This window comes from Curvibacter lanceolatus ATCC 14669, assembly GCF_000381265.1.
Lineage (GTDB): Bacteria > Pseudomonadota > Gammaproteobacteria > Burkholderiales > Burkholderiaceae_C > Curvibacter > Curvibacter lanceolatus.
The window spans coordinates 40850-60851 of sequence record NZ_KB906276.1 but is presented as its reverse complement, the minus strand read 5'-3'; the positions used below and the strand labels follow the sequence as shown (position 1 = coordinate 60851).

At 66.0% G+C, this 20002-nt stretch carries 18 protein-coding genes; 8 read left to right on the top strand and 10 right to left on the bottom strand.

Features of this window, described 5'->3' with window-relative positions:
• Nucleotides 1-273: 273 nt before the first annotated feature.
• From F624_RS0126745 to F624_RS0126705, 8 genes are all read right to left on the bottom strand, one after another.
• Nucleotides 274-1254: a tripartite tricarboxylate transporter substrate-binding protein gene (locus F624_RS0126745; RefSeq protein WP_019577462.1), complete on the bottom strand. Its 981-nt coding sequence runs from the start codon at nt 1252-1254 to the stop codon at nt 274-276.
• Nucleotides 1255-1339: 85 nt separating this feature from the next.
• Complete coding sequence (locus F624_RS0126735; RefSeq protein WP_019577461.1) at nt 1340-2479, bottom strand: porin; 1140 nt, start codon at nt 2477-2479, stop codon at nt 1340-1342.
• Nucleotides 2480-2605: 126 nt separating this feature from the next.
• On the bottom strand, nt 2606-2851 hold the full coding sequence (locus tag F624_RS0126730; protein WP_019577460.1) for a tautomerase family protein: 246 nt from the start codon (nt 2849-2851) through the stop codon (nt 2606-2608).
• 10 nt (nt 2852-2861) lie between these two features.
• Nucleotides 2862-3440: a malonic semialdehyde reductase gene (locus F624_RS0126725; protein ID WP_019577459.1), complete on the bottom strand. Its 579-nt coding sequence runs from the start codon at nt 3438-3440 to the stop codon at nt 2862-2864.
• A gap of 36 nt (nt 3441-3476) precedes the next feature.
• A complete protein-coding gene (locus tag F624_RS0126720; protein ID WP_019577458.1) occupies nt 3477-4916 on the bottom strand; it encodes an aldehyde dehydrogenase family protein in 1440 nt (479 codons plus the stop codon).
• On the bottom strand, nt 4913-5464 hold the full coding sequence (locus F624_RS0126715; protein ID WP_027473927.1) for a VOC family protein: 552 nt from the start codon (nt 5462-5464) through the stop codon (nt 4913-4915). Before F624_RS0126715 ends, F624_RS0126720 begins: the two co-directional genes overlap by 4 nt.
• Nucleotides 5465-5466: 2 nt before the next feature.
• Nucleotides 5467-6462: a tripartite tricarboxylate transporter substrate binding protein gene (locus F624_RS0126710; RefSeq protein WP_031256406.1), complete on the bottom strand. Its 996-nt coding sequence runs from the start codon at nt 6460-6462 to the stop codon at nt 5467-5469.
• A 29-nt stretch (nt 6463-6491) separates the two neighbouring features.
• Complete coding sequence (locus F624_RS0126705) at nt 6492-7358, bottom strand: fumarylacetoacetate hydrolase family protein (RefSeq protein ID WP_019577455.1); 867 nt, start codon at nt 7356-7358, stop codon at nt 6492-6494.
• Between the two features lie 210 nt (nt 7359-7568).
• On the opposite strand from F624_RS0126705, the gene gcvA reads away from it, so the two are divergent.
• Together gcvA and F624_RS0126695 are read left to right on the top strand one after the other, a co-directional pair.
• Nucleotides 7569-8525, top strand: a complete 957-nt coding sequence (gene gcvA, locus F624_RS0126700; protein WP_019577454.1) for a transcriptional regulator GcvA — start codon at nt 7569-7571, stop codon at nt 8523-8525.
• Nucleotides 8526-8710: 185 nt separating this feature from the next.
• Nucleotides 8711-9778 (top strand): porin, encoded by a 1068-nt coding sequence (locus tag F624_RS0126695; RefSeq protein ID WP_031256404.1) that lies wholly within the window; start codon nt 8711-8713, stop codon nt 9776-9778.
• Nucleotides 9779-9911: 133 nt separating this feature from the next.
• On the opposite strand, the gene F624_RS0126690 is transcribed toward F624_RS0126695, so the two are convergent.
• On the bottom strand, nt 9912-10835 hold the full coding sequence (locus F624_RS0126690) for a LysR family transcriptional regulator (RefSeq protein WP_019577452.1): 924 nt from the start codon (nt 10833-10835) through the stop codon (nt 9912-9914).
• Between the two features lie 286 nt (nt 10836-11121).
• Between F624_RS0126690 and F624_RS0126685 the strand changes: the two genes are divergently transcribed.
• Genes F624_RS0126685 through F624_RS0126660 form a run of 6 tightly spaced genes read left to right on the top strand, consistent with a single transcriptional unit; the run spans nt 11122 to nt 18319 of the window.
• A complete protein-coding gene (locus F624_RS0126685; RefSeq protein WP_031256403.1) occupies nt 11122-11982 on the top strand; it encodes a fumarylacetoacetate hydrolase family protein in 861 nt (286 codons plus the stop codon).
• Between the two features lie 12 nt (nt 11983-11994).
• Nucleotides 11995-14073, top strand: a complete 2079-nt coding sequence (locus F624_RS0126680; RefSeq protein ID WP_019577450.1) for a hydantoinase/oxoprolinase family protein — start codon at nt 11995-11997, stop codon at nt 14071-14073.
• Nucleotides 14070-15857 carry a hydantoinase B/oxoprolinase family protein gene (locus F624_RS0126675; RefSeq protein ID WP_019577449.1) on the top strand — a complete coding sequence of 596 codons (1788 nt, stop codon included), beginning with the start codon at nt 14070-14072 and terminating at the stop codon, nt 15855-15857. The genes F624_RS0126680 and F624_RS0126675 overlap by 4 nt, the downstream gene beginning before the upstream one ends.
• A gap of 8 nt (nt 15858-15865) precedes the next feature.
• Complete coding sequence (locus F624_RS0126670; RefSeq protein ID WP_019577448.1) at nt 15866-16234, top strand: hypothetical protein; 369 nt, start codon at nt 15866-15868, stop codon at nt 16232-16234.
• A complete protein-coding gene (locus F624_RS0126665; protein ID WP_019577447.1) occupies nt 16231-17301 on the top strand; it encodes a CobW family GTP-binding protein in 1071 nt (356 codons plus the stop codon). Before F624_RS0126670 ends, F624_RS0126665 begins: the two co-directional genes overlap by 4 nt.
• Before the next feature lie 43 nt (nt 17302-17344).
• Nucleotides 17345-18319, top strand: coding sequence for a Bug family tripartite tricarboxylate transporter substrate binding protein (locus F624_RS0126660; protein ID WP_031256401.1), 975 nt, complete (start codon nt 17345-17347; stop codon nt 18317-18319).
• A gap of 122 nt (nt 18320-18441) precedes the next feature.
• Here the strand turns inward: F624_RS0126660 and F624_RS0126655 are convergent, their stop codons facing one another.
• Nucleotides 18442-19929, bottom strand: coding sequence for a glycoside hydrolase 5 family protein (locus tag F624_RS0126655; protein WP_019577445.1), 1488 nt, complete (start codon nt 19927-19929; stop codon nt 18442-18444).
• Nucleotides 19930-20002 lie beyond the last annotated feature (73 nt).

Below are 20002 nucleotides of genomic sequence, written 5' to 3'. Positions count from 1 at the left end.
GGCTGATGGACACGCCCGCAGTGTGTGGCGCCGACGCACGCCTGCATAGCGGGATTGCCCGATGAGCAAAAAGCCACCGGGCTGTGAAGCATGCAGTTCGCCACCGGCCAGCGAGGGCCCGGTGGGTTGCAGAACCCGGTATCGACCAACCATCAGTTCGAATGCCTCAGGCAGGATGCTGATCGTCGCGAATGCGCTCCTGAAAGTCGATGTGGCCCCGGTCCTTGGGCTGGTCGTGGGTTTGGCGGGGCGCAACGGCTCCGGCTCGGTGCCTCAATCCAACTGGATCCCGCTGGCCGCCACCAGCCCCTTCCAGCGCTCCTGGTCCTGCAAGACCATCTTGCCCAGGGTGGCGGCATCTTCGTGGCGCAGGTTGATTTCCATGCGCCGGGCAGCCTCCAGCATGCCCGGGGTGCGCAGGGTGTTGCGGATGTTCTGGCCCAGCTGGCCGAGCACCGCGGCCGGGGTGCGAGCGGGAGCGAACAGACCGTACCACTCGACCAGTTGCAGCGCGGCCAGGCCGGCTTCGGTGAAGCTCGGGGTGTCGGGCAGGGTCGGCAGTCGGCCCGGGCTGGTGACGGCCAGGATGCGGATGCGGCCGCTGCGATGGAGGTCCAGCAGCGTGGGCAGCGGATTGAAGGTGCAGGCCACCTGCCCTGCCATCAGATCCTGCAGGCCGGGGGCCACGCCGCGGTAGGGCACGTGGGTCAGCGTCAAGCCGGTCTCGCGGGCCATCTGCACCCCCAGAAAGTGGGGGGCACTGCCCAGGCCGGGGGTGGCGTAGGTGGCCTGGGCCGGGTGGGCGCGAGCCCATTGGACGAAAGCCTGCAGGCTGGTGATGCCCGAGGCCCCGTTCACGGCCAGGGCAAAGCAGTGGTCGCCCAGGCAGGCCAGCGGCACCAGGTCTCGCTGGGCATTGAAGAGCGGTGTCTTGTACAGCAGCGGGGCCAGCGTCAGCACGGACGAGGGTGTCAGCAGCAGGCTGCTGCCGTCGGCCGCAGCCTGCACCGTGGCTTGCACCGCCAGCTGTCCTGCAGCGCCCGATCGGTTGTCGACGACGTAGACCGAGCCCGGGTCTTGGGATTGGCTGGCCAGCGCCCGGGCCAGGCTGTCGGCCGTGCCACCCGGTGGAAAGCCGACCAGGAGCTTGCGGATGCTCCGGTCCCCCTGCGCGTGGGCCGCCTGGGTGCCGCCCAACAGGGCGGCCATGATGGTTTGCAGCAGCTGCCGGCGCTGACGTGGAAGTGTGCTCATGGATGGGCTGGGATGGATGAGGTTGAACAAGAGCGCCGCCCCTGCGGCCCTGGGACGCCGCGGGGACTGCTGGCAGGGGCAGTGATCAGAAGCGATGCCGGATGCCCACCGCGAAGCTATGCCCGGTGGCATTGACGAGTACAGGCGTGGCTGCCTGCTGGCGGGTGCGTGTCTGGTCTTGCGAGGCCAGCACGTAGACCTCGGTGCGCGCCGACAGGTAGTGGTCGTAGCCCAGGGTCAGCACCTTGCGCGACACATTGCCGCCGGCGGCAGTGGCGGTCACGGCGGTCGGGGTGTTGCCAGTCGTGCGTGACCCATAGCCCGCCAACCATCGGCCTGCCCCGATGGGCAGGCTTGCGCTCAGGTCCCACACCCGATAACGCACGGCCTGAGGAGCGGCGGCAGTGCCCCGGTTCTGGGTTTGGCCCAGATGCCCAAACACCTTGAGCGGACTGAAGTCGTAACTGGCGGCCCATTGCCAGGCGCGGGTGTCATTGGACGAGGTGCCGTCGGCGAACGTCACCGGGTTGCGGTTCACGCTCTGCCAGGCCAGCGACGAGTTGAAGGCGCCCTGGGCGTAGGCCAGGCGTGCGGCGCTGTTGGGGCCGCCCAGGTTTTGGGAGGCTGCGTAGGCCAGCGAGCCCGACAGCCCGGCGCGCACCGGGCTGTCGTACACCACCGAATTGGCCCATGCGGTACCGCCTGACAGGGGCGAGCCGACAAAGGTCAGCAGGTTGATGGGCGAAAACGTGGTGCTGTCGCCCAAGGCATTGCTGGTGACCGAGTTGGTGAAGAGCAATGTGGTGATGTTGCCCAGGCGCACCCGTCCCAGCCTGGCGTCGCTCAGCCCCACCCAGGCTGCACGCGAGAAGTACGGGTCGGCGGCCACATTGACGGGCGCCGGCAAGGCATCACTGCGGCCGGCCGCACCCGATTCATTGCGGATGAAGGAGGACAGTTCGAAGATGGCTTGACGACCCTCGCCAAGGTCTTCCTGGCCGCGCAAGCCCCAATTGCTCGTCGACAAGCCCCCACTGAGTTGCTTGTTGACGGGCTTGTCGAGCGCATTGACACCCGAGGGACTGGTGACGCTGCCAACGGCGGCATCGATGACGCCAAAAATCTGCACGCCAGAAGCTGGCGCTGTCTGCGCCTGAGCCTGCCAGGGCAGGGCCCCGATCAGGCCCAGCATCAGGGCGGGCGCGAGTTGGGTGGATGGGTTCATGGTTTTGTCTCCTGTTGTTGGTGAAAGGCGCGCACGATCCCCAGCCGGTGCCAACACCGGCTTGATCGCTTGGGTTGAATGGGGGGGCGGGCGCCCGGGGCCGAGCCGCGCCGGGCCCGGCCCGTGTCAGGCCGGGCCGGGAAGCGAGGCCGGCTGGGCCGCCTGCAAACTCTGCAGGGCGCCTTCGGTGCTCAGGGGCTTGCCGGCCGCGGCCCACCAGCCACTGCGCACCTCCTGGACGACGCAGCGGGTCATGGGCCTGAACCCTTCGCCCCCAACACGGACGACCGCCTCGGTGAGGGCCGCCATCAATTCGGGCACCTTGTGCTCGGGCAGGACGCCTTCGAGGATCTTGACTTCAATGAATGGCATGGAATTCCCCTTATAAAACGGTCGCCACAGATTCGAATGGCAGGCGAGGGCCACGGGGCCGCAGAGACTCGCGGTCGCCGTACCCCAGGTTGATGAGGAAGTTGCTGCGGTATCGTCCATCAGGGAAGAATTCCTGATCCAGCGCGGCGTTGTTGAAGCCGCTCATGGGCCCGCAGTCCAGGCCCAGGTGCCGTGCGGCCATGATGAGATAGGCACCCTGCAGACTGCTGTTGCGAAGGGCAGTGCTCTGGGCGAGCGCCGGGTCGTTGGCAAAGCCCAGTGCGGCTTGTGGGGCGTGTGGGAATTGCGTGGGCAAATGGTCGAAGAACCTTGAATCCAGCGCCACGATCACCGTGACAGGGGCCGAATCGACCTTGTCGACATTGCCGGGGGCCATGCAAAGTCGCAGACGTGCCTTGGCTTTCGCGCTGTGCACGAAGACGTAGCGAGCTGGCTGTGTGTTCATGGAGGTTGGGCCCCATTTGGTCAATTCGTAGATCTGGTGGAGCAGTGCCTCCGGCACTGCACGGTCCTGAAATCGGGCGTAGGTTCGCGCCGCCAGAAAGGCCTGTTCATGGGCTTGGGTCATGGATGGGTGGTTTGTCTGATTCATGAGGCGGGTGGCTCAGGCTGCGGTATAGGCCGTCTTGACCGTGGTGTAGAACTCGCTGGCGTAGCTGCCTTGCTCGCGAGCACCCATGCTGGAGGCTTTGCGCCCGCCGAAGGGCACGTGGTAGTCGGCCCCGGCCGTGGGGGTGTTGACCATCACCATGCCCGCCTGAGCATGGCGCTTGAACTGGCTGGCGTGGCGCAGGCTGGTGGTGCAGATACCGCTGGACAGGCCGAAGGCGGTGTCGTTGGCCAGCGCAAGGGCCTGCTCAAGGTCACGCGCCCGCAACACGGTGGCAACCGGTCCGAAGACTTCCTCGCGGTTGATCCGCATCTCTGCGTGGGTATCGGTGAAAAGTGCCGGGGTCAGAAAGAACCCGGGCCTGCCCTGATCGTCGTGCTGTCGGTGCTCGCCACCAAAGGCCAGCGTGGCGGCTTCAGCCTTGGCCGAGGCGATGTATCCCATATCGATGGCCAGTTGGCGTTCGTCGACGACAGGGCCGATGTCGACTCCGGGGCTGCGAGCGTCACCCACCTTCAACTGGGTCAGTCGTTCAACGACTGCGGCGACGAAGCGGTCATGGATGCCGTCAGTGACAATCAGCCGGCTGGTGGCCGTGCAACGTTGGCCCGTTGAGTAGTAGGCGCCTTGCACTGCGCAGTTGACGGCCACCGATAGATCAGCATCGTCCAGCACGATCAGGGGGTTCTTGCCACCCATTTCGAGCTGGAATTTGATCCCATGTGCAGCACAGGACTGCGCTATACGCCGGCCGGTGGTTTGCGAGCCTGTGAAGCTGACACCCGCAACCCGGGGGTCTTCGGTCAGGGCTGCGCCCACTTCGGCCCCGCGGCCCATGACCAGGTTGAATGCACCACTCGGCAGGCCGCTGCGCGACAGGATCTCCGCCAGCGCCCAGGCACTGGCAGGCACCAGTTCGGCCGGCTTGAACACCACGCTGTTGCCGAAGGCCAGGGCAGGGGCGATCTTCCAGGCCGGTATGGCGATCGGAAAATTCCAAGGGGTGATCAACGTCACCACGCCCAGCGGTTCTCGCGTCACCTCGACGGTGATGCCTGGGCGCACCGAGGGGAGCAGGTCACCCCGCAGGCGCAGCGCCTCGCCCGCGAAGAACTTGAATATCTGGCCGGCGCGGGTCACCTCGCCGATGGCCTCGGGCAGTGTCTTGCCTTCTTCGCGCGCCAGCAGATCGCCCAACTCCTGGCTGCGGGCCAGCAACTCAGCACCTACCCGATCCAGCACATCAAAGCGCTGTTGCGGGGTCGATTGGGCCCAGACCGGTGCCGCGGCATAGGCCGCAGCCACGGCCTCGCGGGCTTGAGCGGCGTCTGCCTGGGCGAATTCTCCGATCACATCGCGAAGATCCGAAGGGTTGACGTTGGGCACCGCCCGAACGCCATCGAGCCATTGGCCGCCGATGTAATTGCCTTTCATCCGCGTGCTCCGACGCCCTTCTGGCGGAAGCGTTCCTGCCATTCGGCCAGAGGCATGAAGCTGGGGTCGTCGCGCACCATGGCGTGGGTTTCGCTCAGCAGCGCTTCTTCGGTCTTGTTCAGATCCAGCGGCACGCCATAGGGCTGATTGACGTAGTAGGGCGTGTCCATGTAGACCTCGACCCGGTTGCCTTCAGGGTCGAAGTAATAGACCGACCAGGCATTGCCATGGTTCATGGGTTGGATCTGGGTGGCCCCGAGCGCCTGTGCCTGCTCGCGGTTCCAGCGCAGTTCAGCCAGATCCGGCACGATGAACGAGGCCTGCATGATGGTGCTCACCGGTGACTCTGCCGAGCGACCGCCCGAGAGCACGAACTGGTGGTGCTGATCCTCGGTGGCGCTCATGAAGACCAGGCGATTGCCGAAGTTCTTGCCTATGCCTTCGTCGGTGATGGTGAGGCGAAAGACCCGGGTGTAGAAGTCGACCATTCGATCGACGTCATAGACGTAGATGCCGAAGTGAGCGGGGGTAGGGCGCGTGACTTTCATGTTCATTCCTTTTGTATGTGGGCGTCTTTGACCAGTTGGGTCCAACGCTTGAGGTCGCCTTGTATCGTGGCCTGCAGTTCGGCCGGGGGGCTGGCACGTACCTCGCCACCTGTGATCTCTTCAAGCCGGGCCCGCACGGCTTCGTCGGTCAAGGCCTTGCGCACATCGAGTTGCAGCCGATCCAGCAAGGGCTTGGGCAGACCTGCAGGCGCCAGCAAGCCGGTCCAGGAGCGCACGTCGAACTGGGCCACGCCCTGCTCTGCGGCCGTGCGCACTTCGGGCATGCCCGGCCAGCGCGATGGCCCGGTGGTGGCCAGGGCCTGCAGCTTTCCGGAGCGGATGTGCTGCACGGCAGCCGTGGGTGCCACCAGCACCAGGTCCACCTCGCCACCCAGCAAGCCGGTCATGGCGCCACTCTCGCCGCGGTAGGGCACATGAACCATGTTGACGCCGGCCTGCTGGGCCAGCAGAGCGCCCGCCATGTGCTGGCCGGTGCCTACGCCGGCTGAGCCATAGGTCAGCTCGGTGCCCCGGGCGCGGGCCGCCTTGAGGACGTCCTGCAAGGCTGTGTACTTGCTGCCCGCCTGGGCCACGACCAAAAATGGAAACGTGGTCAGGGCCGACACGGGCTGAAAAGACTTCAGCGTGTCGTAGGGCAGGCGGTCGTATAGTGCGCCCGCGATGGCATGACCCCCTGTGACCAGCAGCAGGGTGTAGCCGTCCGGGCGGGCGCTGGCCACGGTGCCGGCGGCGATGGTGCCGCCGGCCCCCGGCTTGGGTTCGACCACCACGGCCTGGCCCAGGCTCTTGCCCAGCTCGGTGGCCAGGATCCGGGCCACCGCATCGGCGTTGCCGCCAGCGCCAAATCCATGCAAGAGCTTCACCGGGCGATCGGGGTAGCGGGGTGCCTGGGCCCAGGTGCTCCGGCTCGCCCCCAGGCCAGGTGCCAGGCAGGCAGAAGCCAGCGCCAAGCCTGCGCGTCTGCGCGTCAATGTCATGTTTGTCTCCATGTGGGCGGGCCAGGGCCTTATTGCTTGGCCTGTGCCACGGGGTTGCTCAGCACCCCGATGCCTTCGATCTCGACCTCAACCACATCGCCAGGCACCATGAAGCGTGGGGGCTTGCGGCTCCAGCCGACCCCGCCCGGTGTGCCGGTGACGATCACGTCGCCTGGCACCAGGGTGAAGATGGTGGAGGCATAGGCGATCTGCTGCGCGACCGAGAAGATCATGTTGCCGGTGTTCGTGCTTTGCATGCGCTCGCCGTTGAGGCGTGTGCTCAGTTCGAGTGGGCGTGCCGGGTCGATCTCATCGGCGGTGACCATCCAGGGGCCGAAGGCGCCAGTCGATTCGAAGTTCTTGCCCGCGGCAATCGCCTTGGCATGGAACTGCCATTCGCGGATGCTGGCGTCGTTGTAGATGGAGTAGCCGGCCACGTACTCATGCGCCTGCGCCTCGGGGATGTTGCGCCCACTGCGACCGATCACCACGGCCAGTTCGCCTTCCCAATCCAGCGAGTCCGAGCAGTCAGGACGCAGGATGGGTTGGCCGTGGGCCACCTGTGAACGCCAGGTGCGCAGGAAGATCGGGGGGTGGCTCGACAGCTCGCGGTCGAGGCCAGCTGCGACCACCTCTTTGTGGTGGTCGTGGTAGTTGCGGATGGCGCAGATGATCTTCTCGGGCTGGGCGATGACGGGCAGGTACTCGATGGCCGCCAGCGCAATGTCTGCCTTCACCCAGGCCACGTCCTGGCTGAGCTGCGGCAGCCGGCCGGCCGCCAGGTAGGACTGCAGGGTCGGGTACTGCGGGTGCGCGCGGCCCAGGTCTGCGATGTGCTCACCGATCACCACACCCCAGGAGGCAACACCCTGGTACTTGAACGACAAAAGTTTCATGGTCGACTTTCAAAGGCGAAGAAAAACCGTTACAGCCAGCAAGCCCTTCGATTGCCTGCCAGGCCCAGCAGCCTGAGGAAAACCCTTAGATCTGCAATCAACTCATTTGTTAAATCAGCTCGGCGGACTTTATCCAGTAAGAAATGCGCATTCAAACGATTTCTTCTCACTATGTCTTGCGTTTATTGCACTCCGAAAGACAATGGCGCCATGCGAAGAAAAATCCCCAGCACCAGCGCCCTGAGCGCCTTTGAGGCCGCCGCACGCCACTCCAGCTTCACCGAAGCGGCCAATGAACTGGCCCTCACGCAAAGCGCCATCTGCCGCCAGATCGGGGGCTTGGAGGAGTTTCTGGGCGTGAAGCTGTTCCGCCGCACCCGCCGAGGCGTGCTGCTGACCGAGGCGGGCGAGGTCTATCACCGCCAGGTCACGCAACGCCTGGACGATGTGGAACGCGACACCCTGGACCTGATGGCACGCCAAGGCCGGGGCGGGCGCCTGGACCTGGCGGTGGTGCCAACCTTTGGCACCCGTTGGCTGATCCCTCGGTTGGCTGACTTTTCGAAGCGGCACCCCGACATCACCATCAACCTCAGCAGCCGCACGCGCCCCTTCCTGTTTGACGACACCCGCATCGATGCCGCCATCTACGCCGGAGATGGCAACTGGCCCGGCGCCACCACCACGTGCCTGATGCAGGAGGCCCTGATCCCGGTCTGCAGCCCCGCGTTGATTGCACCGCGCCGTCAACTCACGCCGCAGGAGCTGGCCCAACTGCCCTTGCTGCAGCAAAGCACCCGGCCTTATGCCTGGCGTCAGTGGTTCGAGTCGGTCGGGCACCTGCCGGGCAATGAGCTGGCCGGCCCCAGCTACGAGCTGTTCTTCATGTCCCTGGAGGCGGCCGCTGTGGGGCTGGGCGTCGCCCTCGTGCCCGAGTACGACCTCGGCAGCGACATCGACTCTGGCCGGCTGATCACCCCGATCCACCATGTCTGCCCGAGTGATCGGGCGTATTACCTGGCCTATCCGGAGCACAAGGCCGAGTCGCCCACGCTCAAGCTGTTCAAGACCTGGCTGGTCGAAGAGACCCGAGACCTGGGCGCAGCCAGCCCACCGGCCGCGAGCGGCCGTGGCCGGGGGGGCGGCGCCGTTGCCCGGCGGGGGTAGGCGTATCGGGGGGGGCGCCAGTCAGTCGCACTGCCCGCCAGCCATGCCTGCCCAGCGATGGCTGATTTCTCCGATGGAGCGCTACCGGCAAGTCTGTGTCGATCCTAGAGTCCTTCGGTCTGGCCTTGCGGGTTTGAAATGCCCAGCTTCCGGCCGGAGAGGTTCACAAAAGACAGGAGACACACTTGAAAAAAATCGCAATCCCGATGGCGCTGTGCGCCCTGGCGCTCGATGCATCCGCGCAGAGTTCGGTCACGCTGTATGGCGTGCTGGACACCACGGTGCAGCGCGCCTCGCAGGGCAGCGCCAGCATCACCCGCGTCTATGGGACGGGCGGAAACCAATACAGCCGGCTGGGCATCCGCGGCACGGAAGACCTGGGGGGTGGCCTGTCGGCCGGCTTCGTGCTGGACGCCGGGCTCAATGTGGCCAGCGGCATCGGCGGGGCGGCCAGCACCGACAACGCCACGGCGGGCACGGCGGGCGGGCTGGTGTTCAACCGTCGCGCTTCGCTCAGCCTGATCTCGCGAGACTGGGGTGAGGTGCGGCTGGGGCGCGGCTTTGTGCCCAGCTACTGGAACCTGATCGTGTTCGACCCCTTCGGTACGGCCGGTGCGGGCGGCATCATCAACACCGCCCAGAGCGCGCTGACCCAGGTGGCGACGGTGCAGACGGCGGTGCGGGCCTCCAACTCGGTGGGCTACTTTCTGCCACAGCTCAATGGCGTCTACGGCGAGTTGATGAAGGCGGTGAACAACGCGCCCTCGACGTCGACCACGCCTGACAACGGCAACTACCAGGGCATTCGCCTCGGCTATGCCCGCGACACCCTCAATGTGGCCGTGGCCTCGGGGCGCACGGCGCTGGCCAATGGCGCAGTCAGTGCCAGCAATGTGGGGGCCACCTATGTGATCGGGCCGGTGACCGCGTCGGCGCTCTATTTTGTGGACCGCAAGAATGCCGTGGCCGGCCCCAACCGGTCCAACGGCTGGATGCTGGGGGCTCAGGTCAAGGTGGCCACGGGCTACATCCCGGTGTCGCTTTCCAAGATCTCTGACAACTCGGCTTCAGGGCGCTCGGCCCAGCAGCTGGCGGTGGGCTATGTGCACGAGTTGTCCAAGAGAACGGCCGTGTATGGCACGTATTCGCAGATCCGCAACCGCAACGGGGCGGCACTCAGCGGCGGCGGTGTGACAGGGGTGGCCAACGCGACCTGGACCGGCATGGACTTCGGCATCCGGCATTCATTCTGAGCTTGTCAGGGCCGGTTCTGCGACCGGCACCAGGGTTTCATGCGAGCGGGGGCGGGCGCGGCCCACGGCCCCCGGGCCGGTTCGGCCCGATCTCGACAGATCGGGCCGCTTTTTTTGCTGGCTCTGTCGCGCCTCAGCCGGGGTCGGTCGCGTTCTGGTTGTAGGCCAGCACGGCACCCTTGTCCCTGATGATCTTCGAGACCACGCGCAGCGCCTGGGTCAACTGCCCCTGTTTGGGCAGCGCCAGGGTGACGTAGCGCTTCAGGTCGGGGTCGATGATCTTGGCTGCCTGCAATTTGCCTGAGCGCAGTTCCTCCTGCACCGCAAACGGCCCGAGCAGGGCGTACAGGTCGTTGTTTTCAGCCAGGATTTCCTTTTGCATGCGCAGCGAGTCGGCCTCGATGACGGCCTGCAATGAAAAGCCCTGGCTGCGTGCCGACTCATCGAGGATGGACCGCCAGTGAGAAGGGCGCCTGGGAAGCACCAACGGCAGGTCATCGAGTTGCTGGAACGAGACCGTGCCCGCCTGCGTCAGAGGCAGGCCGGGCCGCGACACCAGGTAGGTGTCTGCCGTGGCCAGCAGGATCTCTTCCTGGCCACGGGGCGGCTCATAGCGGAACAGGATGGCCATGTCCACGGCGCCGGTGTCGAGCATGGCGTCCAGTTCGCCGCCCTGGCCCTCGCGCACGTTCAGGCGGATCTGCGGGAAGGATCGGCGCAATTCGCTGAACACCTGGGTCATCAGCGGATGGGCCGCCGACGGCAGGATGCCGATCTTCACATCCCCCATCGGTACGCGGGACAGCTGCTGGAAGTCGGCAAACATCTCCTCGCTGTCGCGGATCCAGATGCGCACGCGGCGCTCCACCGACTCCCCGAATTCGGTCAGCACCACGCCCCGGCCGGTGCGGCGGAACAGGGCACCGCCGCATTGCTTTTCAAGCTCGCTGACTTGGCGGCTGATGTACGACTGAGCGGTGTGGCGCTGCGCCGCCACCTTGGTCAGGCTGCCGGCCTCGACCACTTCGAGGAAGAGGCGAAAGTCCTGGATGTTCATCGGTGGGTCCCTTGCCAGCCCCTTTGGGCCAGGCGCTATTCCATGGCTTGCACGATTTGGAGCCCCGGCCTGCGCTGCAGGGCGGCCCTGCTGGCCCCGTTGCCGGCTGGTGCTCAGGGCGTGGTGCTTGCCCCTGGGCAAGCGCTTCACCGGCCCGATTTTGACGGCAGGGGTGCAGACAGAGGCATGACTATATAGAGATATCTGAAAGACATAAATTGCATCTATCTGGATTTCACGGTGAAACCTACAGTCTGCCGTCATCGATGTACCGCAAGGAGACCCCGTGAAACTCGTGAGCTTTATTCAAGACGGCCAGGCCCTGTATGGCCTGGTTCAAGGCGAGGCCTATGTGGCCCCTTCGGCCGGCTTTCTGGCCCGCTACCCGGATCTGAAGGCCGTGCTGGCAGCCAACGCCTTGGCTGACCTGCAGGCGGATGTTCAGAAGGGTGGCCAGCGTGTAGCGCCGGCCCAGGTCCAGGCGCAAGCCGTGATCCCGGCACCGGGCAAGGTCATCTGCGTTGGCCTCAATTACAAGACCCACGTCGCAGAGACCAAGCGCCCCGACAGCGAGCACCCCTCTCTGTTCCTGCGCTTTGCCGACTCCCTGGCAGCCCACGGCGACGAGGTGCTGCGCCCCGAGTTCTCGGAGCGCTTTGACTGGGAGGGCGAGCTGGCCTTCGTGATCGGCAAGGGCGGTCGCCACATCGCTGCAGCAGACGCGTTCGACCACATCGCCGGCTACACCTGCTTCAACGACGTGAGCGTGCGCGACTGGCAGCGCCACACCCACCAATTCACGCCGGGCAAGAACTTTCCGGGCACCGGCCCGCTGGGCCCATTCCTGCTGACGCGCGACGAAGTGCCCGACGTGACCCAGCTCACCCTGCAGACCCGTCTCAACGGGCAGGTGGTGCAGCACGCCAGCCTGGCCGATCTGATTTTCGACATCCCCACCATCGTGGCCTACATCTCGCGCTTCACGCCGCTGTCGCCGGGGGACGTGATCGCCACCGGCACGCCGGGCGGGGTGGGGGATCGGCGCGAACCCCCGCTCTACATGAAGGAGGGCGATGTGGTCGAGGTGGAGATCACCGGTCTCGGCGTGCTGCGCAACCGCATTGGCACAGACCGCTCTGCCCGCTGAACTGGAGACCCCATGACCCAAAAACCCCAATTGCGCATTGCCGTCGACATCGGTGGCACCTTCACCGACATGGCGGCCTTTGACGAAGCCAGTGGCCGCCTCCTGTTTGGCAAGGCCTTGTCCACCCACGGCGAGCTGGTCACCGGCATCCAGGCCACGATCGACAGCGCCAAGATCGACTGGCGCGATGGCCACCTGTTTCTGCATGGTTCCACCATCGCCATCAACACCTTGCTGGAGCGCAACGGCGCCAAGACGGCGCTGCTGATCACCGAGGGCTTCCGCGACATCTACGAGATCGGGCGCGTCAACCGCCCGGATGCCTACAACCTGTTCTTCAACAAGCACCAGCCTCTGGTCAAGCGCTCGCTGCGCTTCGAGGTGGCCGAGCGCCTGCGCGCCGATGGCAGCACCCACAAGCCGCTGGACGAGGCCGCCGTGCGTGAACTGGCGCGCGACCTCCAGGGTGAAGGCATCGAGGCGGTGGCCGTGCTCTTGCTGCACAGCTACCGCAACCCGGCCCATGAGCAGCGCGTGAAGCAGATCCTGCAAGAGGAGCTGCCGGGCGCCTTTGTCTGTGCCTCGCACGAGCTGAGTCAGGAGTACCGCGAGTTCGAGCGCGTCTCGACCGCCGTGGCCAATGCCTATGTCGGCCCCCGCGTGTCCGAGTACCTGGGCCAGCTTGAAAGCCACCTGGGCGAGCAAGGCTTCAAGGGCGATTTCTACATCGTGCAATCCACCGGCGGCCTGTTCCCGGTGGAGCACGCCAAGGTGGGCTGTGTGCGCATGCTCGAATCGGGGCCGGCCGCCGGGGTGATCGGTGCCCAGGCCATCTGCGCACAGTTGGGCATGGGCGACGCCATCGCCTTCGACATGGGCGGCACCACGGCCAAGGCCGGGGTCATCAGCGAAGGCCGCCCTCTGACCACGGGCTCGGCCTTGATCGGTGGCTACGAACGCGCGCTGCCAATCCAGATCCCGATGATGGACATCCATGAGGTGGGCACCGGTGGCGGCTCGATTGCCCGTGTCGAAACCGGCAACGCCCTGCGGGTGGGCCCGCAAAGCGCAGGGTCGATTCCCGGCCCCGTGGCCTATGGCCGTGGGGGCACCGAGCCCACGGTGACCGACGCCAATCTGGTGCTGGGCCGCCTCGACGCGGACAACTTCCTCGGTGGCGAACTCAAGCTCGACCTGGAAGGCTGCCAGCGCCAGATGCGCGAGCGCATTGCCAAGCCCCTGGGGCTGGATGCGACCAAGGCCGCCGACGGCATTCTGCAGATCGCCGTGACCCAGATGTCGCATGCCGTGAAGGCCGTGACGACCGAGCGCGGCCTGGATGCGGGCAGCTTCACCATGGTGGTCTACGGCGGCGCGGGCCCCTTGCACGCCTCGGCGATTGCCCGCGAGATCGGCATCCGCAAGGTGCTGATCCCATACGCCCCGGGCTATTTCTCGGCCTACGGCATGTTGTTCTCTGACCTGCGCTACGACTATGTGCGCTCGGTGTTCCGCAAGCTCAACGATGTCTCTTTCGACGAGATCGAGGCGGCCTACCAGAAGATGGAGGACGAAGGGCGTGCCGCGCTGGCCCAGTCCGGGGTGCAAGCCGATGGCGTGGTGATCGAACGCGCTGCCGACATGCGCTATGTGGGTCAGGAGCATGCCGTGACGGTGGACCTGCCGCTGGCCTTTTTCGAAGGCAAGGATCGCGCGGCCATCAAGCAGCAGTTCGATCAGCTCCACCAGGTGCGCTACGGCACCTCGGCCCCTCAGGAGCCAGCCGACCTGGTGAGCCTGCGCGTGACCGTGCTGGGCACGATGAAGAAGCCGCCCAAGCACAGCGTGGCGCAAGGCACGGCGCGGCCCGAGCCCGCGGCGGTGCGGGCCACCAAGCCGGTGTACTTCCGGTCTTCGGGTTGGGCCGACACGCCGGTGTACCTGCGCGATCGCCTGCTGGCAGGCAACGAGATCGTGGGCCCAGCCCTGATCGAGGAGCACGCCTCCACCACCGTGGTGCAGCCGGGCGACGCGCTGCGCGTCGACGAACTTGGAAACCTGCAAATCGAGATTGGGAGTGATCGGACATGAACACCACAGCTGAGCTCAAGACCGTGGACCCGGTCACCGTCGAAATCATCCGCAACGGCCTGTATGCCGTGACGGAAGAGATGAAGACCAACCTGACCCGCACCGCCTACAACCTCATCATCTACGAGGCGCTGGATTTCACGGTCGGCCTGTTCACCAAGGAGGGCGATACCGTCTCGATCGGGCTGGGGTTGCCGATGTTCATCCGCGGAATGTCCGAGACCGTGAAGGCGAAGATCCGCCACTTCGGCTACGAGAACATCCGACCGGGCGACATCCTGGTGACCAACGACGCCTACACCACGGGCAGTCACCTGAACCACTTCACGTTCACCATGCCGGTGTTCCACGAGGGCAGGCTGGAGGGCTTCACTTGCTGCATGGCGCATTGGCTGGATGTGGGCGGCACGCTGGGCAATGTGACCACCGATATCTTCAGTGAGGGGATCCAGATCCCCATCATGAAGTACCAGCGCGAAGGCGTGGTCAACCAGGACCTGGTGGACATCATCGCCATGAACGTGCGCCTGGCTGAGCGGGCATTGGGGGACCTGCGAGCCCAGATCACGGCCATCACCACGGGCGAGCGCCGCTATGTGGAGCTGTTGCAACGTTATGGCGCCAACGCCGTGAACGGTGCGATTGCCCAGATCATGGATTCCAGCGAGGCCGTGGCACGCCAGAACACCTTGTCGATCCCCGATGGTGTCTACGAGGCCGAGTCCTTCATGGACGACGATGGCCTGGAGATCGGCAAGCGCATTCCGATCCGAGTCAAGGTGACGGTGTCGGGCGACGAGATGACGGTGGACCTGTCGGACGTCAGCAAGCAGGTGCGCGGCTTCTACAACTCGGGCTTCACCACCGGCATCGCCTGTGCCCAGGTGGCCTACAAGTGCCTGACCACGCCCACCGATTACCCGGTGAACGATGGCTCGTTCCGTCCGCTCAAGGTCATCATGCCGATGGGCACCGTCATCAGCGCGGAGCGCCCGTATCCGATGCGGGTCTGGATGACCTTCCCGATGACGGTGATCGACACCATCTTCAAGGCGCTGGCCCCGGCCATCCCGGACCGCTCGATTGCCGGCCACCACGCCGACCTGGTGTTCCCCAACATCCATGGCATCAGCCCCGAAGATGGCCGCCTGTTCATTGTGGGTATCGGCCCGCTGGGTGGCGGCTGGGGCGCCAAGAGCAAGGAAGACGGCGTGTCCGTCACCGTCTGCATCAACGACGGCGACACCCACAACAGCCCCACCGAGCAGCTGGAGGCCAAGTACCCGGTGCTGGTCGAGAAGTATGAGATCCGCCGCGACTCCGCCGGTGCCGGCCAGTACCGGGGGGGCCTGGGGGCCGAGATGGTGGTGCAGGCGCTGTCGCCCTTCACCGTCACTACCCGGATCGACCGCGTGCATTGCAAGCCCTGGGGGCTGGACGGTGGCGGCGACGCCATGGGCAACGGGCTGGCCGTGCGCCACAAGGGCGAGTGGAAGACCGACCACCCTAACGCCAAGATCTTCAACGTGCGCCTCGAACGTGGCGACGCCTACAAGATGTTGTCGGGCGGTGGTGGCGGCTTCGGCAACCCCCTGGATCGCGATCTGGAAAGCGTGGCCGAGGACGTGCGCGAGGGCTATGTGAGCGCCGAAGTGGCACGACAGGTCTACCGGGTGGCGCTGGATGCGCATGGCCAGGTCGATGCCGAGGCCACCCGTGCCTTGCGCGCGCAGCCTGCCGGCCAGCTGGCGACCAGCGACCCCGTGGCCTGGGCCGGCCAGTGAGCCTCGCCATGGCCGAAGAGCAGCTCATGCAGGCGGCCAGGCTGGTCAGCCTGTGGAGCGAGCTGTCGATCCGTCACGTGGCCTTGGGGATGTCCTGTGGCTGCGGGGCGGGGGGCATCAGCCTGCGCCTGGAGGATTTCGAGCTCGACATCGTCGACTACCTCGAAGATGCCGCGCTGCGCAGCGATTTGCCCGCGGTGGCTGCGTACTTCCGCAGCCAGCAGGCGGCAGGTTGGCCGCCTTCACCGCTGCTGGTGCTGCTGCAGCAAGCCAGCGAGGGCGAACTGCCCGCGCCGGTGTGCGACTGGGTGCTGCCCCGTGTCGAAAAGACGCTGACCTCGTTCAAGGCGCTGCATGGCGGGGGGGCCGGAGCATGAGCGGTCATTTCTCGGCCCTGTTGCAGGCCCAAGCACAGCCTCAGCCTTCGGGGCCCCGGGTGCCGGTCAGCGTGCTCACGGGCTTCCTGGGCAGCGGCAAGACCACGCTGCTGAACCGGCTGCTGTCGTCTGCCGACCTGGCGGGAACCGCGGTCATCGTCAACGAGTTCGGTGAGACGGGCCTGGACCACGAGCTGCTCACAGCCGCCTCGGCCGACGATGTGGTGTTGCTGCCCAATGGCTGCCTCTGCTGTGCCGTGCGGGGCGACCTGGTGAAAGCGCTCGGCACCTTGCTGGACCGCCCCGGCCAGGCGATCCAGCGGGTGGTGATCGAAACCAGTGGCCTGGCGGAGCCCGGGCCCATTTTGCGCACCCTGATGCTGGACCCCTTGCTGTCGCAGCGCTACCGATTGGGCACCGTGCTTTGCACCGTCGATGCCGTGCTGGGGCTCCAAAGCCTGGAGCGGCATCCCGAGGCCCTGGCCCAGTTGGCGGCTGCCGATGAGGTGTGGCTCACCAAGCTCGACCTGCTGGCCGATCCCGGGGCCACCGGGCCTTTGCTGCAATGCCTGGCCCAACTCAATCCGGCGGCGCGCGTGCGCCAGGCTGGCCGCGCGGACCTGGGCCCCTTGCTGGAGATCTTGCGCCAGCGCCTGTTGTCGCCCAGGCCCGATCCGGCCTCATCAGAGCAGGTTCATTTCTACCACCCGGTAGGGGCGCCAGACGAGCTGCCGAGCCACCTCGCGGATGTGCAGAGCTTTGTGCTGGTACGCCATGAGCCGCTGGACCTGGAGGGCTTTGCCCAGTGGCTGGATCTGGTGGTGGCGTCGCAGGGCGAGAAGCTGTTGCGCTTTAAGGGCCTGGTTCAGATCGCGCAGTCGCCTGATACACCGATGGTGGTCCATGCCGTGCAGCACCTGTTTCACCCCCCCGAAACCCTGCCGGCCTGGCCTTCCGAAGACCACCGTACCCGCTTGGTGTTCATCACCCGAGGCCTGAGCCGGGACGTGCTCGAAAGCACCCTCGACGTGATGGCCCGGCGCCGCAGCCGGCCTAGACCGGTGTGAACAACCGGTTTGACCTGATAGCGTGACAACCCTGGAGACAAGAATGAAGACATCGAGAAGACAGATGCTGGGCGCCTTGGCGGGCCTGGCCAGCCCGATCCTGGCCCAGGCGGCCACCTTTCCCGAGCCCGACCGCATGTTGCGCATCGTCGTGCCGTTTGCCGCCGGTGGCGGTGTGGATTCTGCAGCCCGCCTGCTGGCCCACCAACTGGGCAAGCAGCTGGGCTTGCCGGTGATCGTCGAGAACCGCGCCGGCGCCAGTGGCACCCTGGGGGGCAAGTACGTCCAGACCTCGCCCGCCGATGGCTATACCCTGCTGTTTTCGGCCGCCACCCACATCTACGCGCGCCAGGTCCTGAAAAACCCGCCCTACGACCCCCAGACCGACTTCGCGCCGATTGCCCGCGTCGGCGAAGCCCCCCTGATGCTGGTGATCGCCCCTGATCAGGAAGCCAGAAAACTGTCAGACGTGCTGGCGGCCGCACGCACCAAGCCGGAGGGGTGGACCGCCGCCATCCCAGCATCGGGTGCCCCCAGTCATCTGGCAACGTTGCTGCTGGCGCGCATGGGGCAGGTCAATTTCACCTATGTGGCCTACAAGGGCACGCAACCGGCCCTGGTGGATGTGGCCGGTGGGCATGTGAACCTGCTGCTCGACTCCATGATCTCGCTGCTGCCCCTGGCCAAGTCGGGCAAGGTGCGGCCCATTGCGGTCACCTCGGTCAAGCGCAGCGCGCTGGCCCCCGAGGTGCCCACCATGGCCGAAAGCGGGCTGGGCCGGTATGCCTATGCCTCCTGGTACGGCGTCTGGGCGCCCCGTGGCACCCCGCCTGAGCGGGTCTTGGCCTTGAACAAGGCGATCAATGCCGCGGTGGTTGACATCGCCCGCGCAGGCGGGCTCAGCGCATTGGGCATCGAGCCTGTCACCGAAACCACGGAGCAGTTCCAGCGCTTTATCGTGTCGGAGGTGACGCAGGGCAGCGAGCTGCTGAAGGCGGCAGGTTTCAAACCGGAGTGATCTTGCCTTTGACGCAGAGCCGGTTACAGGGGGCAGGTCCAGTGATTCGCAGGTGCAGCCACCCATTTCCCGTTGGCGCGCGGCAGGGCAGGGTGCTTGGTGCCCGCGGTGGCCTCGAGCACCTAGAGCGAGCGCAACAGCACCGCAGTGGCCGGCGGCAGGAGCACGCTCACGCTGCCGTCACGGGTCGGTACCGCGGCCATGCCTTGCGCCTGCCAACTGCCATCGGGGGCGACCGTGCTGCCGCCCAGCATCTGGCCGGTGGGGGCATCCATGGAGGTTCCCGTCAACCAGAGGGGGTCGAATGATGCGGGTGCCGAGGCGCCCAGCCCCGTGCTCACCGTTGCCTGCAGCGCTCGGTTGCGGTCTTTGTTCAGCACCAAGAGGTTGATCCCACCATCGCTTCGTTGCACACCCCACAGGCTGGCGTTGAAGTCGCTCGCAAGATTGAGCACGCCAGCCCGTGCCATGCCGGCGGCTGCCAGGCTGAACATCAGCATGCCGTGGTATTCGGGTCGGGCAGCAACAATGATGCCGTTGCTGTCGGCGATAGGGGTGTAGCCGCTGCCGTTGCCCCCACCGTGCAGGTTCACGCCGGTGCAGCCGTTGACCGCACAGGTGAACAGAAAATCCAACACCCACAAGGCGGTGCCGAATGCATTGCTGACGTTGGGCGCCCCGCCGTTGTAGAAGCTGTTGCATTCAGCGAGACGCAGGCCGTTGGCCATGCCCGCAGTGCGTGCGGCGGCAACCAGGCTTTGCAGGCGGCCGGGCAATGCCGCATCGGCTGACAGCAGCAGGTCCAGAGTGGAACTGGTGTCCTGGCCGTTGGCGCGGTAGTAGTGTTGGGTCAGAAGCGGCACACCGGCCCCGGCGTCGCGCGCAAAGGGGACCGTGAAGCGCGCCGTGTCGTAGGCGGCCGCGGGGCCTGAGAACGGCACGCCGGGAACGGCAGCCGCAACTGCAGAGCGCAGCGCACGCCACTCGCTCAGATAGTCGGCATAGCTCCATGTGCTGGGCCGGTCGCCATTGCTGTGGTACAGGTCGGGTTCGTTGCCGATCTCCCAGGCCAGCAAGGCACTGCCCAGGCGTGACGCCACATGGCTGGCCTCAGCCGCCGCATTGGCGGGGGTGTTGTTGGCCATGTTGATGCCATAGATCACCTGCCAGCCCGCGGCTTGCATGCAGGCCGCAAAGGCGTCGATTTGTGCTGGCGTGATCGGGGTCAGGCCGGGCACCAGTCCATTCCAGCTGCTCAGGTCGACGCCGGTGGCACCGATGCGCAGAACCCCCGGCCCCAAGCGTTGCAGCAGTCGGATGAGCGCCGTATTGCCGGCCGAGAACAAGGGGATCGCCAGGCGGGTCTTTTCATAGCTCAGACCCGCAAACCGGCTCGACAGGGTGGCACCTGTTGCTCCACCCAGGCTGCCGGTGGCGCTCACCACCGGTGTGCCCGGAGCCACGGCCGGCGGAGGGGCGGGCGAAGGCGCCGGATTTCCGCCGCCACCGCCGCCACCCCCGCAAGCGCCCAGCAATTCTGTGGTGGCGAAGGCGCCCATCCATTGCATCAGGCGGCGGCGGGCTTCCGAGGTGGGGGGCTGTGTTTGCATGGATCAATGGCGGTCTGTTGGGGGGAAAGCCAGAAGTGGGGCAGCGTCGCTAACCTGAACCTGGTTCGCTTCG

What these genes read in the sequence shown, in the direction of transcription:
- F624_RS0126690 (WP_019577452.1), bottom strand. Translation starts at nt 10,835, where the DNA reads ATGAACATCCAGGACTTTCGCCTCTTCCTCGAAGTGGTCGAGGCCGGC.
- F624_RS0126665 (WP_019577447.1), top strand. Translation starts at nt 16,231, where the DNA reads ATGAGCGGTCATTTCTCGGCCCTGTTGCAGGCCCAAGCACAGCCTCAG.
- F624_RS0126715 (WP_027473927.1), bottom strand. Translation starts at nt 5,464, where the DNA reads ATGAAAGTCACGCGCCCTACCCCCGCTCACTTCGGCATCTACGTCTAT.
- gcvA (WP_019577454.1), top strand. Translation starts at nt 7,569, where the DNA reads ATGCGAAGAAAAATCCCCAGCACCAGCGCCCTGAGCGCCTTTGAGGCC.
- F624_RS0126655 (WP_019577445.1), bottom strand. Translation starts at nt 19,929, where the DNA reads ATGCAAACACAGCCCCCCACCTCGGAAGCCCGCCGCCGCCTGATGCAA.
- F624_RS0126720 (WP_019577458.1), bottom strand. Translation starts at nt 4,916, where the DNA reads ATGAAAGGCAATTACATCGGCGGCCAATGGCTCGATGGCGTTCGGGCG.
- F624_RS0126680 (WP_019577450.1), top strand. Translation starts at nt 11,995, where the DNA reads ATGACCCAAAAACCCCAATTGCGCATTGCCGTCGACATCGGTGGCACC.
- F624_RS0126705 (WP_019577455.1), bottom strand. Translation starts at nt 7,358, where the DNA reads ATGAAACTTTTGTCGTTCAAGTACCAGGGTGTTGCCTCCTGGGGTGTG.
- F624_RS0126675 (WP_019577449.1), top strand. Translation starts at nt 14,070, where the DNA reads ATGAACACCACAGCTGAGCTCAAGACCGTGGACCCGGTCACCGTCGAA.
- F624_RS0126725 (WP_019577459.1), bottom strand. Translation starts at nt 3,440, where the DNA reads ATGACCCAAGCCCATGAACAGGCCTTTCTGGCGGCGCGAACCTACGCC.
- F624_RS0126745 (WP_019577462.1), bottom strand. Translation starts at nt 1,254, where the DNA reads ATGAGCACACTTCCACGTCAGCGCCGGCAGCTGCTGCAAACCATCATG.
- F624_RS0126660 (WP_031256401.1), top strand. Translation starts at nt 17,345, where the DNA reads ATGAAGACATCGAGAAGACAGATGCTGGGCGCCTTGGCGGGCCTGGCC.
- F624_RS0126710 (WP_031256406.1), bottom strand. Translation starts at nt 6,462, where the DNA reads ATGACATTGACGCGCAGACGCGCAGGCTTGGCGCTGGCTTCTGCCTGC.
- F624_RS0126730 (WP_019577460.1), bottom strand. Translation starts at nt 2,851, where the DNA reads ATGCCATTCATTGAAGTCAAGATCCTCGAAGGCGTCCTGCCCGAGCAC.
- F624_RS0126735 (WP_019577461.1), bottom strand. Translation starts at nt 2,479, where the DNA reads ATGAACCCATCCACCCAACTCGCGCCCGCCCTGATGCTGGGCCTGATC.
- F624_RS0126670 (WP_019577448.1), top strand. Translation starts at nt 15,866, where the DNA reads ATGGCCGAAGAGCAGCTCATGCAGGCGGCCAGGCTGGTCAGCCTGTGG.